Source organism: Paenibacillus sp. J2R1T-4, from assembly GCF_059692235.1.
In genome coordinates this window covers 55,158-70,448 of the sequence record NZ_JCAUBA010000006.1, presented here as the reverse complement: position 1 = coordinate 70,448, position 15,291 = coordinate 55,158, and the positions used below count along the sequence as shown (strand labels likewise).

Genomic DNA, 15,291 nt, shown 5'->3' with positions numbered 1-15,291 from the left:
AAAAAAGTTGCGCTTCGTCCGACAAGAAGGACATTTCCGAACAGCCCGACATATAATGGACTGTAGGCTTAGGCGCTAAATCCGCGTGCTTGGCCTAACTACAGACGATTCGTGGTGATGCTTCGTGAAAATATCAGATTTTCAATCCAAGGACGTCATCAATATCGTGGATGGGAAAAAGCTGGGGCAAATTAGCGATTTGGAGCTCGATCTTCGACAAGGCAGGATCGATTCGATTGTGGTGCCGAACCAAAGCAAGTTTTTTGGGTTTTTCGGCGGTGGAACAGACGTAGTTATCCCATGGCGCAATATCGTAAAAATCGGCATGGATGTCGTTCTGGTGAAGCTGGACGATGCCCGGGTGTACAGATCGGCAGAAGAAGGAGATGTACCTCAGGACTATAATAATCGTTCCTACCGATAAGAGGATCTCTGAATAGGCGTGCGTCCAATAAGCTGGGCGGAAGCCTTTTTGGTGTTACTATGGTAAGATTAAGGTTGGGGGTGGACGTGATTGTATGACAACAGAACCATTTAAACTAATAGCGGACCAACAAGCAGGTTATCATATAGCAGAGTGGCAGGAGCGATTTCCTTATGTTAGTGCCGGAATCACATCCCGCTCAGGCGGTGTTAGCGAAGCGCATTTGCTGTCGATGAATTGCGCGCTTCATGTTGGAGACGATGAAGATAAAGTATTCGCTAATCGTACTATACTGGCTGATCAGCTGGGTGTTCCTTTCGAAGCTTGGACTTGTGCTGAACAAATACATGGCGATAGAGTAGCGCTAGTGACAGCTAGTGATCGAGGGAAAGGCCGTTTGAGCCGTGAAGACGCTATTCAGAATACGGATGCATTAATTACGAATGAACCAGGAGTGTGGCTCACTGCCTTTTTCGCAGATTGTGTTCCTTTGTACTTCTTTGATCCTGTCCAGAAAGCAGTTGGACTCTCGCATGCTGGTTGGAAAGGGACGGTGCTCCAAATAGCAGAAGCTACTGTCAAGGGGATGGCCGTGCATTTCGGAAGCAAGCCAACTGATCTGATGGCAGCGATTGGTCCTTCAATTGGCGGATGCTGTTATGAGATTGATGAAGCGGTTGCGAATCCGGTGTTAGCGGCCTTGAAGCAGATCGGAATCTCTGAAGCAGATGACAGGTTTCTAGCCTCCAGATCGGATAAGCCAGGTAAATATATGTTGAACTTGCAACAATTAAACAGACAAATTATGATAAAAGCAGGAATTTTGCCGAGTCGTATCGAAATATGTGGCATGTGCACAAGCTGCAGAACAGATTCGTTCTTCTCCCATAGGAAGGAGAAAGGCCGAACCGGGCGGATGACTGCATGGATTGGCATAGACCTTAAGCGCTCCTAGTTGGAGCTGGAGGGTAGAAGGCGGAGGACAGCAAGTGAGCATTCAGCAAAGAATTGAGCAGGTGGAAAGACGGATCCAGGCTGCCTGCTTGCGCAGCGGAAGAAGCCGCGGGGAAGTACAGGAAATAGCCGTTACGAAATATGTTTCCTTAGAGACGACCAGACTGGCGATGCAGCAAGGGCTAATACATATTGGTGAGAATCGCTGGCAAGATGCTCAGGCCAAATGGGAAGCGCTTGGCTCTCAAGGCGTGTGGCATTTTATCGGTCATCTGCAGACGAACAAAGTGAAAGAGGTTATTGATAAATTCACTTATATTCATTCATTGGACCGACTATCTCTTGCCCAGGAATTGGACAAGCAGGCTGCCAAGCGAAATATAGAGGAAGTGCGTTGTCTGATCCAATTGAATGTATCGGGTGAGGAGTCCAAACAAGGCTTGGAACCGGAGGAGCTGCTAACGTTCGCCGAGAAGCTTACCCTTTTCCCGAGACTCAAGATTGCAGGACTTATGACAATGGCCCCCTATGAGATGGAGGCCGAAGCTACACGTCCTGTTTTCCGCGAATTGAGGGAATGGAGGGATAAGCTTAATGCAAGCGGAGTGCTAGGTTATACGGTTTTTCACTTGTCGATGGGCATGTCTAACGATTTTGAGGTGGCCATTGAAGAAGGTGCGACCATGGTCAGATTGGGAACCGTGTTAGTGGGTAAAGAATAGGAGAAGCTATATCATATTGGAATCGAAGGAGGAATATAAGATGGGCGTTATGAATCGTTTTTTGAACTTTGTCGGGCTGCAGGATGAAGAAGAAGTGATTGAACGGGAGAAAATCGTGGATGAAACGGATGAAAATGAAACCTCATCGACAGATCCCCGTAAAAATAAGGGAAACATCGTAAGTATTCATTCTCAACGCAACACGAGAGTTGTGTTAGCCGAACCTCGCTCATATGAAGAAACACAAGAAATTGCAGATCACTTAAGATCCCGCCGTCCTGCAGTTGTTAATCTTCAGAGAGTGCGTCCAGACCAAGCTATCCGTATTGTAGATTTTCTGAGCGGCACGGTTTATGCTTTGAATGGCGGTATTTCGAAGATCGGTCCTAATATTTTTCTATGCACCCCCGATTCGATTGAAATACAAGGCGCTATTTCGGACATGATGGATGAAGAGGAAGAATACAGAAAATCGAGGTGAACACGTTGTCAGAAGTCACAATTCTCAACATCCAACATTATATTTCACAGTTGGGAGTCATATATCAATACCTGGTTATTGCCTATGTTCTTCTCTCATGGCTGCCAAGTGCGAGAGAAAGCTTTATTGGTGAAATCCTAAGCAAGCTGGTGGAGCCTTACTTGAGTCCTTTCCGCAGATTTATTCCGCCGATAGCAGGGATGATAGATATTTCTCCAATAGTCGCGTTAATTGCATTGCGATTTGTAGTAATGGGGATTAATACGGTAGTCGGTTACTTGTTAAGCATGTTTTAATCATAAAAAGGTGATGAACTTTGCAACCTGAAATATACAAGCATTTCCATCCAGATGAACATCATTTTGTCGATAAAGCCTGGGATTGGCTATTCCGTGCAAGCGAGCAGCATGCTGTAAAGCTGACGGATTTTCTTGATCCCAGACAGGCATACATATTCGGTACCCTGGCGGGCCGACACCCGGATGCCGGGGTCCAATTATTCGGCGGGCATGAGCAAGCGGAACGGAAAAGGGCCTGGATTGCTCCAGACTATATGCAGTCTTCGGAGGATAGCTTCCAGCTGTCCGTGCTCGTCATTACTTCGGAGGATGCACAGTTTGGCAAGCTGACACATGGAGATTTCCTTGGATCGTTGCTCGGACTTGGCTTGAAGCGTGATAAGATCGGTGATATTTATGTGTTGGAAGGGCAGTGTCACTGTGTAATTGCGTCGGAGATTGCCGATTACATTCGGCTTCAGCTTCAGCAGGTGAATCGAGTTCATGTTAGGACTGATTTGGTACCCCTCACACAGTTGCAGACCTCCGCACAAACACTTGATGAAATGAATCTCTCTGTGGCCTCTATGCGGATGGATGGAATCGTTAGCGATGTTTATCGATTAAGCCGGGCAAAAGTGCTTCCTCCCATTAAGAACGGACGTTGCAAGGTGAATTGGAAGGTCGAAGAGGATCCCAGTCAGATCTTGAAGGCTGGAGATGTGATTTCATTCCAGGGCTTTGGAAGGTTTCGTATCATCGAGGCCCAGGGCGAGACAAAAAAGGGGCGTATTCGACTGAAAGTCGGGAAATACGTATAGGGCTGATGCAGGATTTTGCATCATTACGTCGAATGGTAAGAAGAGAAGAACGACACGGAACGTGTGGATTCTTCCAAATTTTCAGGAGGTGCACCAATGCCTTTAACGCCATTGGATATACATAATAAAGAATTCGGCCGACGTGTGCGGGGCTATGACGTAGATGAGGTCAATGAATTTTTAGATCAGGTGATTAAGGACTATGAGGCTTTAATCCGTGAGAATAAAGATCTTCAGAATCAGATACATGGTCTTCAGGAGCGGCTAACCCATTTCTCGAATATTGAGGAGACGCTCAGCAAGACTATTATTGTTGCGCAAGAGGCAGCGGATGAGGTGCGCAGCAATTCCAAGAAGGAAGCGCAGCTTATTGTAAAAGAAGCAGAGAAGAATGCCGACCGCATTATCAATGAATCCTTGTCGAAGTCACGTAAAGTATCGATGGAGATTGAAGAATTGAAAAAGCAGGCTTCCATCTACAGAACGAGATTCCGGACCTTGGTCGAAGCTCAACTCGAGATGCTGCGCAATGACCAATGGGATACATTGAACAGTGGCAGCAGGGAGAAAGAATCGATCCTTGAATAAGGACAAGTCACTCATTTGACGAACATTCCACCATTCGCTATACTTCATCATAGTATGATCCATGGGACAAACCGCGATAGCGGTTGTTTTTCTGACATTACAAGAAAGTTATATATAGTTCAAAGCGATGACTGGGACGAGTAGGTTCGATCAGGACGGCATCAGCGAGCCGGGGGCAGTGTGAGCCTGGCAGCCGTAGGCGAATTCCGAATATCACCCAGGAGCGTATCTTGATGACGAGCGCACAATCTACGTTCGTTCTAGAGAGCACCGGGTGGTTCCCGTTATTCAATCGTCGAGTGAGCGTGTTATGCGATCTTCCTGATTCAGAACGATCGTAGACGCTTATTAGGGTGGTACCGCGAGTAAGCTTCTCGTCCCTTGTTGGGATGAGAAGTTTTTTTGTTGGCAATAAACAATAGTTCATTAAGGGGTGAGAGTAATCTATGGATTACAGTAAAACGTTAAATTTGCTGCAGACAGACTTTCCTATGCGAGGCAATCTGCCGCAAGCTGAGCCTAATATGCAACAGCACTGGGATGAAATCGATATCTACACTCAAGTACAGAAGCGTAATGCGGGTAAGCCCAAATTCATTCTGCATGATGGGCCACCATATGCGAATGGAGATATTCATATTGGTCATGCGCTTAATAAAGTGCTTAAAGATTTTATCGTCCGTTACAAATCGATGAATGGATTCGACGCGCCTTATGTTCCGGGCTGGGATACGCATGGTTTACCTATTGAACAGGCCATTGCGAACGGTGGAAAGGTCGATCGCAAGAAGATGACGGTCGACGAATTCCGCAAGTATTGTGAGGAATATGCCTTGCAGTGGGTAGAACGTCAAAAAAGCCAGTTTCAGCGTTTGGGAGTTAGAGGAGACTGGAAGAACCCTTATATCACTTTGCAGCCCCAATATGAGGCCCAGCAAATTCGTGTATTCGGGGATATGGTAGGTAAAGGCTATATTTATAAGGGGCTTAGACCTGTGTATTGGTCTCCTTCTTCCGAGAGTGCGCTAGCCGAAGCTGAGATCGAATACCGCGAGAAGACTTCGGCATCCATTTATGTTTCGTTCGATATCAAGGACGGCAAAGGGATTGTGCCTAATGATGCAGCGATCGTGATCTGGACCACTACACCGTGGACACTGCCTGCTAATCTGGCCATTACGGTGCACCCAGAGTTGGAATATGTAATGGTGGAGACAGGTGGGAACAAGTACATCGTAGCTCAAGGCCTACTTCTTTCCGTTAAGAAGGAGCTTGATTGGAGCGAGGTTACAACCCTTGCAACGGTGAAAGGCTCCGAGTTGGAATTCGTTTCCTGTCAACATCCATTCTATGATCGGGAGTCCCTGGTTATATTAGGCGATCATGTAACGCTCGATGCAGGAACAGGGTGTGTCCACACTGCGCCGGGACATGGGGAAGATGATTTTTACGTCGGTCAGAAATATAATTTGGGTGTATTATGCCCTGTGGATGACCAAGGTCATCTGACCTCGGAAGCGCCGGGCTTCGAAGGGGTATTCTACGACAAGGCGAACAAGCTGATTACGGAGAAGCTGGAGCAGTCCGGGCATTTGCTCAAGTTAAGCTTCATCCAGCATCAATATGCTCATGACTGGAGAACTAAGAAACCTGTAATATATCGAGCAACGGAGCAATGGTTTGCCTCTGTGGACAAATTCCGAGGGGAGATGCTGGAGCAGATTAAACGGGTGAAATGGACACCGAGCTGGGGCGAGATACGTCTGCATAACATGATTGCGGATCGTGGAGACTGGTGTATATCCAGACAGCGTGTATGGGGTGTGCCCATCCCGATCGTATACTGCCGTTCTTGTAATTCTCCGTTAGTGAATGAAGCAACCATTGAACATATAGCTGCCATTTTTGATAATGTTGGCTCAAACGCTTGGTTTGTTCGAGATGCGCAGGAATTATTACCTGCCGGAACGAGTTGTGAGTCATGCGGACATGAGCATTTCCGTAAAGAAACCGATATTATGGATGTCTGGTTTGACTCCGGGTCCAGCCATGTTGCCGTTCTTGAGTCACGTCCAGAGCTTCAGTGGCCTGCTGATCTATACCTCGAGGGATCTGATCAATATCGCGGATGGTACAACTCTTCTTTAATCACTGGAGTTGCGGTTCGCGGTCAATCCCCGTACAAAGGCATTCTAAGCCATGGATTTGCGCTTGATGGTGAAGGCCGCAAAATGTCCAAATCATTGGGGAATACAGTTGATCCGAATCAAGTATGCGGCAAGCTCGGCGCAGACATATTACGTCTATGGGTCGCTTCCGTAGATTATCAGTCCGATGTACGTATATCCGATAACATCTTGACGCAAATTACCGAAGTATACCGCAAAATACGGAATACGCTCCGTTTCTTGCTGGGTAATCTGACGAACTTTGATCCTGCCGAAGACAAAGTCGAGTTTAACCAACTTAATGAGCTGGATCGCGTTGCTGTGCTTCGTCTTAACCGGATGGCTGAGAAAGTGCTCCAGGCTTATGAGAACTATGAATTCCACGTTGTCTACCAAGCAGTTCATCATTTCTGCGCGGTGGAGATGAGTGCGTTCTATCTGGATATTGTCAAAGACCGCTTGTATGTCAGTGCACCTGATGATAAGCAGCGTAAAGCATGTCAATCCGTATTATTCGAGACCTTGACGGTAATAACTAAACTAATCGCACCTATTCTGCCGCATACCGCAGATGAGGTTTGGAAGTTCATTCCAGGTACAGACACTTTAAGTGTCCAATTATCGGATATGCCAGTCATTAATAAGACGCTTTACGATCCTTCCCTCGAACAGAAGTGGGATTCATTTAATGAAGTTCGCGATGAAGTGCTGAAGGCATTAGAAGAGGCGAGGAAGAACAAAGTTATAGGGAACTCGCTTAGCGCAAGCCTGCATTTGTATCCGAACGCAAAGACCGCTGAATTGTTAGCTCAGTTCAATGATCTGGATAACTTGTTCATCGTATCCAAGGTAACGAATCATCCTTCGACTGAAGAAGTTCCGGCAGATGCGGTCAAGTTAGAGCTAGTGTCTGTTTCTGTGAAGCAGGCTGAGGGTGAGAAATGTGAACGTTGCTGGAACGTGACGCCAGAGGTAGGGGAAGACAAGGAACATCCTGCACTTTGTAGACGTTGTTCATCCGTAGTACAATTACTATAATCAGGCTATGCGAACAGGTGGAGAGCCGGCAGTAATCAACCGGTTCTCCCATACAACTAAAGGCAGCAGGGGGCGGCAATTCGATGGATAGTACAACAAGCAGCCAGGAAAATTCCTTGGATTCGAAGCAATTGTCAGCATTAAATGAGCGGTTAATTAAAATTGCCAATCAAATGGAAAAAACCCAAATCGCTGACTATGTGATGCTGTTGAACAAACCTCGAAGGTTAATTGCCATCAATTTGTTGTTCGGAATTGCAAGAGGTGTAGGGATTGCGATTGGATTCACTTTGTTTACTGCTTTGATTCTTTATGGACTTCGTTTATTAGGAGCTCTGAATTTGCCTATAATCGGTGACTTCATTGCGGATATCGTCAAAATAGTGCAGGTGCAATTGGAAGGCAGAGCGTTCTGATGATTGAAAAGGCGTGAAGGCGACCTTAAACATCTTCAATTCGATCTGGCTCTAATAATGGTTCTCCTTCGTGTTGGTCCATATACTGCTTGTATTGTTTGTTGCGAACAACCGTAACATGCTGCCCGTAAATGTCTGTGGCCAAAAAGCTTTCTAATGACTCTACGTAGCCTTCATTCTCATCTGCTTCAATGTACATATCCTTATAGCCATGGATCTCGTTATCTTCGGCCATGGCGGGGGAGTTGGAGGTTCCCCAGCTTTCAACGATTTGCCAGGCGTCTTCACCGTCGAATTCTGTTTCATCATCTCTACCGTCAACACTGGAGCGGCCAAATGCTGGCTCAAGCACTTGCTCCTCTACAGGGCGGTAATCGCTGACCGGTGCCTGCGGGGATGCATGCTCGATGCAGGTGGTAGCGGTTGGAACGGCCTGGAGCCTCTCAAAAGCAATGGGTCGGCCGCACTGTACACATAAACCATAATTACCGGAATCCATTCTGCTAAGAGCATCAAGATTTTGTTCCATATGACGCTCCGCATTGTGATTCAAAGCTATGTCTTTACTGCGCTCGAACATTTCCGAGCCCAGATCAGCCGGGTGGTTGTCGTAAGCAGATAACTCGCCTGTGGACACACTGGTTGAATCGTCAAGCCCGTATTCTTTGCTAAGTTCCTCATGCAGTTTCAGGTCTGATTGCTCTTCCCAAAGCAGTTGCCGAAGCTCATCGAGTTGGTTTTGGTTCAAATGATTCATGTTCCGACTCCTTTTCGAATGCTTAAGATTCATATGCTCATAGGGTTTACGGAGACGTCCATTTTTAGTGAAGGAATAATCAGGGTAATCAGGTTGACTAACAGCGAGTAGGAGGATAATGGAATGATTTATTATTTGTACGCTCTCATTGTGCTCGTACTGGATCAGATCACGAAGTGGCTCATTGTTAAAAATTTGGAGCTTTATGAGACTCGTCCGGTGATAGGGGAGTTTTTTCAGATTACGTCGCATCGCAATAGAGGCGCGGCATTCAGCATATTGCAAGATCAGAGATGGTTTTTCATTATCACAACAACGGTTGTTTTAGCAGGGATATTGTGGTATTTGAACAAAATCCGCAAGGAAAAAAGCAAGAAGCTGCTTGGAGTTGCGTTAGGTTTGCTGCTGGGAGGAGCGCTTGGAAACTTCATTGATCGTCTTCTGTTCGGGCAGGTCGTGGATTTCCTTCAGTTCCATTTCCAAATAGGCGGCGTAATTGATTATATTTATCCTATATTTAACATAGCGGATTCAGCCATAGTCATTGGGGTTATTCTTATATTCTTAGACTCCATACTGGAATGGCGGAAAGAAAGAAGAGGGCAAACACATGAGCTGGACGGAACAGGAAGCGGATCATAATGAAGCTTTGGAATGGGTAATCGAGCAGGAGCATAACGGAGAACGAATCGATAAATTTGTTACGGAATCCTTGGATGAAGAAACATCTAGATCGCAAATTCAGATATGGGTCAAAAGCGGACATGTGAAGGTTAACGGAGCTGCTGTCAAATCGAACCATAAGCTGTCTGTTGGAGATACAGTTGTTCTTGAAGTTCCTGAGCCTGTTGCAAAAGATATAGCGGCAGAGCCGATACCCCTTGATGTCGTGTATGAGGATTCGGATCTGATCGTCGTCAATAAAGTTAGAGGCATGGTCGTTCATCCTGCGCCAGGGCATACTTCGGGGACGCTTGTAAATGCATTTATGCATCATTGTAAAGACTTGTCCGGAATTAATGGAGAGCTGAGACCTGGAATCGTGCATCGCATTGATAAGGATACATCTGGTCTGTTGATGGCAGCAAAAAACGATAAAGCTCATATATCATTGGCACAGCAGCTCAAGGATCATTCTGTTACGAGGGTGTACACGGCTGTTGTTCAAGGAAATGTGGCCCACGATCATGGAACGATTGATGCTCCATTAGGAAGAGATCCGGCTGACCGCAAAATGTTCGCCGTTACGAATCGCAATAGTAAACATGCTGTAACTCATTTTCTGGTTCTTGAGCGTATCGGTAATTTCACGGTATTGCAATTGAAGCTGGAAACGGGTCGGACGCATCAAATACGGGTTCATCTTAAGTTTATTGGTCATCCGTTAGTCGGTGATCCTGTATATGGTCTTCGCAACCGATTCGATAAATGGATGGAAGGACAAGCTCTTCATGCAGGTTCACTTGGATTTCGCCATCCGCGAACAGACGAATATATGGAGTTCGAAGCTCCACTCCCAGACGATATGGTTAAGTTGTTGGAAGTGTTAAAAATGATGTAAGCAGGAGAGATCATGCAGAGAACGGCACATGAAGCGGGGAGCAGAGTGCGCTAATGATAGGCAGGGAGAGGAGTGGGGAACATATGCTTGAGCATCTCGTTAATTCGAGTGTGCAGGGGATTCAAATTTCAGGCATTCGTAAAATATCCAATTTAGTCGCGACCTACAAAGATGCACTGACGCTTACAATCGGCCAGCCAGACTTTCCTACACCCGCGCACATCGTGGAAGCGGGAAAACGGGCATTGGACGACAATCGGACTGTGTACACACCAAATGCTGGGTTGCCGGAGCTCAGAAATGCGGCTGCCCATTTCATTCGGGTGAAGTATGGAATGGACTACAATCCGGATAGCGAGGTTATTGTAACCGCAGGGGCAAGTCAGGCGCTGGATATTACGCTTCGCACGATACTGGAAGCAGGCAGTGAGGTTATATTGCCGGGACCGTTATATCCAGGGTATGAACCGATTATCCGGCTATGCGGCGGGGTGCCCATGTACGTGGATACGACTGGTAACGGCTTCAAACTTACAGCTTCCTTGATCAAGGAGCATCTTACAGAGCGAACGCGTGCGATCGTGCTCTGCTATCCGTCGAACCCGACGGGGCGTGTGATGAATGAGGCTGAGTTGAAGGAAATTGCAGAGCTTGTGCAGGACCGCGAGCTGTTCGTCATCTCCGATGAAATCTACAGTGAGTTAGTTTATGACGGGAGTCATCACTCTATATCAACAATAGGCTCGATGCGCGAGAAAACCATTGTAATTAATGGGCTGTCGAAGTCACATGCTATGACAGGCTGGAGAATCGGGTTCACATTCGCACCCGCCTACCTCACCGCGCATATGGTTAAGGTGCATCAATATAATGTAACCTGCGCCAGTTCTATCAGCCAGTACGCTGCCGTTGAAGCACTGACGAATGGAATCGATGATGCGGAGCCGATGAAGGTGGAATATCGCAAGCGCAGGGACTATGTCCACGCACGTCTGATTGGCTTGGGGTTGCATGTGGAGAAACCAGAAGGCGCCTTCTATTTGTTCCCTTCCATTCAACCATTCGGAATGAGCTCCATGGAGTTTGCGATGAAGCTTCTGGAAGAGGAACGAGTGGCTGTTGTACCAGGGGATGCATTCTCTGGACATGGCGAAGGATACATCCGATTGTCGTATGCTTATTCCATGCAGGTGTTGGAGCAAGCGCTCGATCGATTAGAGCGGTTCGTTAGTCGAGCTAGGTAACAGTACTATTTTCTTCCGTATTTAAATGCAGAAAACCCTCTGGAGTCCGTGATGATCTCCAGAGGGTTTTCTGCATTATTGGGCTGATTTCCAGCGGAAGTATCGGCTGACTGTGTCAATCGCCACATCCATTGCTTGTTCGTTAGGCTCAAGCTTGGCATGGTGCAATCCGTATGGCGTATCCACTCCAAGCCAGAACAGGAAGCCGGGAATTTGCTCAAGGAAGTATCCAAAATCTTCACCTGTCATAGCTTCAGTACAATCAATGAATCGAACCGCACCGTTAGCTTCATCCGTTCGAAGCCATTCTCGGAATTCGAGGGTCAAGGTTTTATTATTATAGACTTGCAAATAATTAGAGCCGTAGTCGATGTCGACCTGACATTCGAATGCCGCTTCAGTGCCTTTGGCAAGTGCTTCAATTCGTGACTTGATGAGCCGCATGGAACGATCCGATAACGTCCGAATCGTGCCTTCCAATCGCGCTTTTTCGGCGATTATGTTCTGGCGTGTGCCGCTTTCGATCCGACCCACTGTAACAACACCAGAGTCAAGCGGATTTATATTGCGTGACACAATGGTTTGCAATTGAGTCAGGAAGTGCGCCGCCGCCACTACCATATCATTGGCGAGATGCGGGAAGGCAGCGTGACCGCCTTTGCCAGTCAAATCGATGAACAGTTCGGATGTGTTCGCGAACAGAATACCAGGCTTCGTCGCGATGGTACCCACCGGATACTCCGGTGCAATATGAAGCGCGACGATCTGTTCCGGCTGCCATTCGCGGAATTCCTCGCTCTCACGCATGGGCAGCGCCCCGCCTGGACCTTCCTCAGCAGGCTGGAAGATGACGACAAGATCGTCCTCCATTGGCTGCTGAGTGAAGCTTGACACTATGCCAAGTCCGATCGTCATGTGCAGGTCATGGCCGCATGCATGCATGTAGCCCTCATGAACAGACTGAAAGTCATATTGAGTGTCTTCGCTGATCGGCAATCCGTCCATATCGGCGCGGAATCCGAAACGCCGTTTCGGATCCGTGCCTTTAATAAGAACAAGGATACCAGTACGCCAAGTCTTGACCTCGAGCCGTTCTTGAGGAAGAGAGGCTATGAACTGCAGCAGGAACTGCTGGGTCTTGAATTCCTGGAAACCCGGTTCGGGGATCCGATGAAGCTGTCTGCGAATGTCGGAATAACTGCCGATCGCGGTCGTCATAAGCTTGTCCCTCCCGGAGATGCTAGATTACAGGGTGCGAAGCTCTTGAAGAATTTCGGTTTTGGATTTGGTTTTGTCATCCACTTGTTTGATTACTCGAGCAGGAGCGCCGGCAACTACAGTGAATGGAGGCACATCAACAGTAACGACTGCGCCAGCGGCTACAACGGAGCCTTGTCCAACACGTACGCCTTCCAGGATAACAGCGTTAGCGCCAACCAGAACATCGTCTTCAATCACACAAGGTTGAGCGGAGGGAGGCTCAATAACTCCAGCTACAACTGCTCCTGCGCCGATGTGGCACATTTTACCGACTTTTGCACGACCGCCAAGCACAGCGTTCATATCAATCATAGTGCCCTCGCCTACGGAAGCGCCGATATTGATCAAAGCTCCCATCATGATAACAGCGTTGTCGCCGATGGAGACCATATCGCGAATGACTGCGCCCGGTTCGATGCGAGCATTGATGTTCTTCAGGTCAAGCATTGGAATGGCGGAATTGCGGCGATCGCTCTCTACAACATAATCCTCGATATTGGCTTTATTGGTCTCCAGAATAGCCTGAACAACTTTCCATTCTCCGAACACTACGCCAGAGTTACCAGTAATGAAGGTTTGAAGCTCGGAACCGAAGTCGATTTGCTCCAGCTGACCTTTCAGGTATACTTTAACAGGTGTTTTCTTCGTACTGTTTTTAATGAAATTAATAACTTCCATTGTATTCATTTCAGTCATAATAATAGTCTCCTTTATAAATGGTCTACCCTCTTTTATAGCATAAAAGGGTGGGTCAATCAATCCTCATCATTCGACTTGCATAAACAGTTTGATAAGGAGTATTGACTTATTTTGTCGAACGTGAGATAATTTCTTTCAGTTAAATAGCACCTTTAAGTCGGTCCCGTGAGACTGGCAAGGTATTCGAATGGAAGTAAAGAAGGGATTCTCTGCTTGGACAGGTTATGTCCTAGGGAGAATGCTTACCGATAGGCTAGCTTGTAAGCCTAGCTCATATCGCGTATGCGTATAGTCCTTTCACACGAACTCCTTGCCAACAGGTAAGGAGTTTTATTTATGTCCAGTATCACAACCAACGCACTGAAGAGAGGAGACTCTAAGAGGATGGCTCCCGACAAACACGTCATCATGGACGAAATAGCAATTCGCAGAGCGTTGACACGGATTGCTCATGAGATTTTGGAAAAAAATAAAGGTGTGGAAAGCTGTCGGTTCATCGGGGTCCGCACCAGGGGAATTTACCTGGCTCGAAGAATCGCGGAACGAATAGCGGAGATTGAGGGTGTGCCGGTACCTGTCGACGAGCTCGATGTACGGCGATACCGCGATGATGTAACAAGAGTGCATTCGGGTGCAATGGCTCCTGCAGGAAGCTCGCTAGAGATTGAAGACAAGAAAATCATCTTGTTCGACGATGTTCTCTACACAGGACGCACCGTACGCGCTGCAATGGATGCTCTGATGGATCTAGGGAGGCCGAGGATGATTCAACTGGCTGTCTTGGTAGACAGGGGACACCGTGAACTGCCGATTCGCCCAGATTACGTAGGTAAGAACTTGCCCACATCTAAGCTGGAACAAATCGAAGTCCGCTTGGACGAAGTGGACCAGATCGATGAGGTCATCATATTGCAGCAAAGGGGAGAAGCTTAAATGACACAAACCTATGTAGGGACCGATCGCCATTTGCTTGGACTTCAAGAGCTTGGAGCAGATGAGATTCGCAGCATACTGGAACGTGCCGCTTATTGGGACCAACAGACGAACAAGGTTACTTCCTTACTGAGCGGCAAATTTGTTGCCAATATGTTTTTCGAGAATAGCACGAGAACCAGGTTCTCTTTCGAAGTTGCCGAGAAGAGGCTTGGTACGCAAGTATTGAACTTCGCAGCAGCGGCGTCAAGTGTTGAAAAGGGCGAGTCTATATATGACACGGTGCGCACGCTTGAATCGATGGGGATCGACGCAGGAGTCATTCGGTTGAAGCCCATTGGTGTACTAGCCGATCTGGCAAGCAAAATCAAAGTACCTCTGATCAATGCGGGAGACGGGAATAACGAACACCCCACTCAGGCCTTGCTCGATCTTTACACTATGCGTAATCACTTCGGTGAAATAAGAGGACTCACGGTAGCGATTATCGGTGACATCCTGCACAGTCGAGTAGCTAGATCGAACTTGTGGGGATTGCAGAAGCTTGGAGCTAGAGTGCAATTCTGCGCACCACCTAATATGCAAGCTCCAGAGCTACTTAAATACGCCGACTATGTACCTATAGAACAAGCGCTGCAAGCCGATGTAGTTATGATGCTCAGGGTACAGTTAGAGCGTCATGAGAAGGGGATGTTGAAATCAGCCGAAGAATACCGGGAGCAATACGGCTTAACAGTGGAGCGCGCAGCACGTATGCAACAGCATGCCATCATCATGCATCCCGCACCGATTAACCGGAACGTCGAGATCGATGACGAGTTGGTTGAATGTGAGAAATCCAAGATATTCACGCAGATGCAGAACGGGGTTCCGATTCGCATGGCGGTTGTGGAACGGGCTTTGTCAGGTTCCTAGCACGAAAAGTCATGGACTTGCGGCAAAATGAA

The 15,291-nt window shown here is 47.4% G+C and carries 17 protein-coding genes and 1 other annotated feature; of the genes, 14 read left to right on the top strand and 3 right to left on the bottom strand.

Annotated elements, in window-relative coordinates; translation table 11 throughout:
- The first annotated feature begins 124 nt into the window (after window positions 1-124).
- The 9 genes from AC58QD_RS12435 (at window position 125) to AC58QD_RS12395 (ending at window position 7,890) form a co-directional block, all read left to right on the top strand.
- A complete protein-coding gene (locus AC58QD_RS12435) occupies window positions 125-424 on the top strand; it encodes a YlmC/YmxH family sporulation protein (RefSeq protein ID WP_497333574.1) in 300 nt (99 codons plus the stop codon).
- Between the two features lie 94 nt (window positions 425-518).
- Window positions 519-1,379: a peptidoglycan editing factor PgeF gene (gene pgeF, locus AC58QD_RS12430; RefSeq protein ID WP_497333572.1), complete on the top strand. Its 861-nt coding sequence runs from the start codon at window positions 519-521 to the stop codon at window positions 1,377-1,379.
- A gap of 34 nt (window positions 1,380-1,413) precedes the next feature.
- Window positions 1,414-2,100, top strand: a complete 687-nt coding sequence (locus AC58QD_RS12425) for a YggS family pyridoxal phosphate-dependent enzyme (protein WP_497333570.1) — start codon at window positions 1,414-1,416, stop codon at window positions 2,098-2,100.
- A gap of 40 nt (window positions 2,101-2,140) precedes the next feature.
- Window positions 2,141-2,581 (top strand): cell division protein SepF, encoded by a 441-nt coding sequence (locus AC58QD_RS12420; RefSeq protein ID WP_497333568.1) that lies wholly within the window; start codon window positions 2,141-2,143, stop codon window positions 2,579-2,581.
- A gap of 5 nt (window positions 2,582-2,586) precedes the next feature.
- Entirely contained in the window at window positions 2,587-2,877 is a 291-nt protein-coding gene (locus tag AC58QD_RS12415; protein ID WP_497333566.1) for a YggT family protein, read from the top strand.
- Window positions 2,878-2,897: 20 nt separating this feature from the next.
- Window positions 2,898-3,680: a YlmH family RNA-binding protein gene (locus tag AC58QD_RS12410; RefSeq protein ID WP_497333564.1), complete on the top strand. Its 783-nt coding sequence runs from the start codon at window positions 2,898-2,900 to the stop codon at window positions 3,678-3,680.
- A 96-nt stretch (window positions 3,681-3,776) separates the two neighbouring features.
- A complete protein-coding gene (locus AC58QD_RS12405; protein ID WP_497333562.1) occupies window positions 3,777-4,268 on the top strand; it encodes a DivIVA domain-containing protein in 492 nt (163 codons plus the stop codon).
- A 118-nt stretch (window positions 4,269-4,386) separates the two neighbouring features.
- Window positions 4,387-4,653 (top strand) — a binding site (T-box leader).
- Between the two features lie 61 nt (window positions 4,654-4,714).
- Window positions 4,715-7,474 carry an isoleucine--tRNA ligase gene (ileS, locus tag AC58QD_RS12400; protein WP_497333560.1) on the top strand — a complete coding sequence of 920 codons (2,760 nt, stop codon included), beginning with the start codon at window positions 4,715-4,717 and terminating at the stop codon, window positions 7,472-7,474.
- Between the two features lie 83 nt (window positions 7,475-7,557).
- Window positions 7,558-7,890 carry a DUF5665 domain-containing protein gene (locus tag AC58QD_RS12395; RefSeq protein ID WP_497333558.1) on the top strand — a complete coding sequence of 111 codons (333 nt, stop codon included), beginning with the start codon at window positions 7,558-7,560 and terminating at the stop codon, window positions 7,888-7,890.
- A gap of 25 nt (window positions 7,891-7,915) precedes the next feature.
- On the opposite strand, the gene AC58QD_RS12390 is transcribed toward AC58QD_RS12395, so the two are convergent.
- Window positions 7,916-8,647 (bottom strand): TraR/DksA C4-type zinc finger protein, encoded by a 732-nt coding sequence (locus tag AC58QD_RS12390; RefSeq protein WP_497333556.1) that lies wholly within the window; start codon window positions 8,645-8,647, stop codon window positions 7,916-7,918.
- 123 nt (window positions 8,648-8,770) lie between these two features.
- Between AC58QD_RS12390 and lspA the strand changes: the two genes are divergently transcribed.
- The 3 genes from lspA (at window position 8,771) to AC58QD_RS12375 (ending at window position 11,452) form a co-directional block, all read left to right on the top strand.
- Complete coding sequence (gene lspA / locus AC58QD_RS12385) at window positions 8,771-9,289, top strand: signal peptidase II (protein ID WP_497333554.1); 519 nt, start codon at window positions 8,771-8,773, stop codon at window positions 9,287-9,289.
- Window positions 9,258-10,208: an RluA family pseudouridine synthase gene (locus tag AC58QD_RS12380; protein ID WP_497333552.1), complete on the top strand. Its 951-nt coding sequence runs from the start codon at window positions 9,258-9,260 to the stop codon at window positions 10,206-10,208. Before lspA ends, AC58QD_RS12380 begins: the two co-directional genes overlap by 32 nt.
- 83 nt (window positions 10,209-10,291) lie before the next feature.
- The gene (locus tag AC58QD_RS12375; RefSeq protein WP_497333550.1) at window positions 10,292-11,452 is read left to right on the top strand and encodes an aminotransferase A; all 1,161 of its coding nucleotides are present in this window, start codon (window positions 10,292-10,294) and stop codon (window positions 11,450-11,452) included.
- A gap of 75 nt (window positions 11,453-11,527) precedes the next feature.
- On the opposite strand, the gene AC58QD_RS12370 is transcribed toward AC58QD_RS12375, so the two are convergent.
- Together AC58QD_RS12370 and dapD are read right to left on the bottom strand one after the other, a co-directional pair.
- Window positions 11,528-12,670 (bottom strand): N-acetyldiaminopimelate deacetylase, encoded by a 1,143-nt coding sequence (locus AC58QD_RS12370; protein ID WP_497333548.1) that lies wholly within the window; start codon window positions 12,668-12,670, stop codon window positions 11,528-11,530.
- Between the two features lie 27 nt (window positions 12,671-12,697).
- A complete protein-coding gene (dapD, locus tag AC58QD_RS12365; RefSeq protein WP_497333546.1) occupies window positions 12,698-13,408 on the bottom strand; it encodes a 2,3,4,5-tetrahydropyridine-2,6-dicarboxylate N-acetyltransferase in 711 nt (236 codons plus the stop codon).
- A 387-nt stretch (window positions 13,409-13,795) separates the two neighbouring features.
- Between dapD and pyrR the strand changes: the two genes are divergently transcribed.
- Together pyrR and AC58QD_RS12355 are read left to right on the top strand one after the other, a co-directional pair.
- Window positions 13,796-14,344, top strand: coding sequence for a bifunctional pyr operon transcriptional regulator/uracil phosphoribosyltransferase PyrR (pyrR, locus tag AC58QD_RS12360; RefSeq protein ID WP_497333970.1), 549 nt, complete (start codon window positions 13,796-13,798; stop codon window positions 14,342-14,344).
- Window positions 14,345-15,259, top strand: a complete 915-nt coding sequence (locus tag AC58QD_RS12355) for an aspartate carbamoyltransferase catalytic subunit (protein WP_497333544.1) — start codon at window positions 14,345-14,347, stop codon at window positions 15,257-15,259.
- Window positions 15,260-15,291: the final 32 nt, after the last annotated feature.

Excerpts from the sequence above, each read along its gene's own strand:
- pgeF (WP_497333572.1), top strand. The coding sequence starts at position 519 with ATGACAACAGAACCATTTAAACTAATAGCGGACCAACAAGCAGGTTAT.
- AC58QD_RS12420 (WP_497333568.1), top strand. The coding sequence starts at position 2,141 with ATGGGCGTTATGAATCGTTTTTTGAACTTTGTCGGGCTGCAGGATGAA.
- AC58QD_RS12405 (WP_497333562.1), top strand. The coding sequence starts at position 3,777 with ATGCCTTTAACGCCATTGGATATACATAATAAAGAATTCGGCCGACGT.
- ileS (WP_497333560.1), top strand. The coding sequence starts at position 4,715 with ATGGATTACAGTAAAACGTTAAATTTGCTGCAGACAGACTTTCCTATG.
- AC58QD_RS12395 (WP_497333558.1), top strand. The coding sequence starts at position 7,558 with ATGGATAGTACAACAAGCAGCCAGGAAAATTCCTTGGATTCGAAGCAA.
- AC58QD_RS12390 (WP_497333556.1), bottom strand. The coding sequence starts at position 8,647 with ATGAATCATTTGAACCAAAACCAACTCGATGAGCTTCGGCAACTGCTT.
- lspA (WP_497333554.1), top strand. The coding sequence starts at position 8,771 with ATGATTTATTATTTGTACGCTCTCATTGTGCTCGTACTGGATCAGATC.
- AC58QD_RS12380 (WP_497333552.1), top strand. The coding sequence starts at position 9,258 with ATGAGCTGGACGGAACAGGAAGCGGATCATAATGAAGCTTTGGAATGG.
- AC58QD_RS12375 (WP_497333550.1), top strand. The coding sequence starts at position 10,292 with ATGCTTGAGCATCTCGTTAATTCGAGTGTGCAGGGGATTCAAATTTCA.
- AC58QD_RS12370 (WP_497333548.1), bottom strand. The coding sequence starts at position 12,670 with ATGACGACCGCGATCGGCAGTTATTCCGACATTCGCAGACAGCTTCAT.
- dapD (WP_497333546.1), bottom strand. The coding sequence starts at position 13,408 with ATGACTGAAATGAATACAATGGAAGTTATTAATTTCATTAAAAACAGT.
- pyrR (WP_497333970.1), top strand. The coding sequence starts at position 13,796 with ATGGCTCCCGACAAACACGTCATCATGGACGAAATAGCAATTCGCAGA.
- AC58QD_RS12355 (WP_497333544.1), top strand. The coding sequence starts at position 14,345 with ATGACACAAACCTATGTAGGGACCGATCGCCATTTGCTTGGACTTCAA.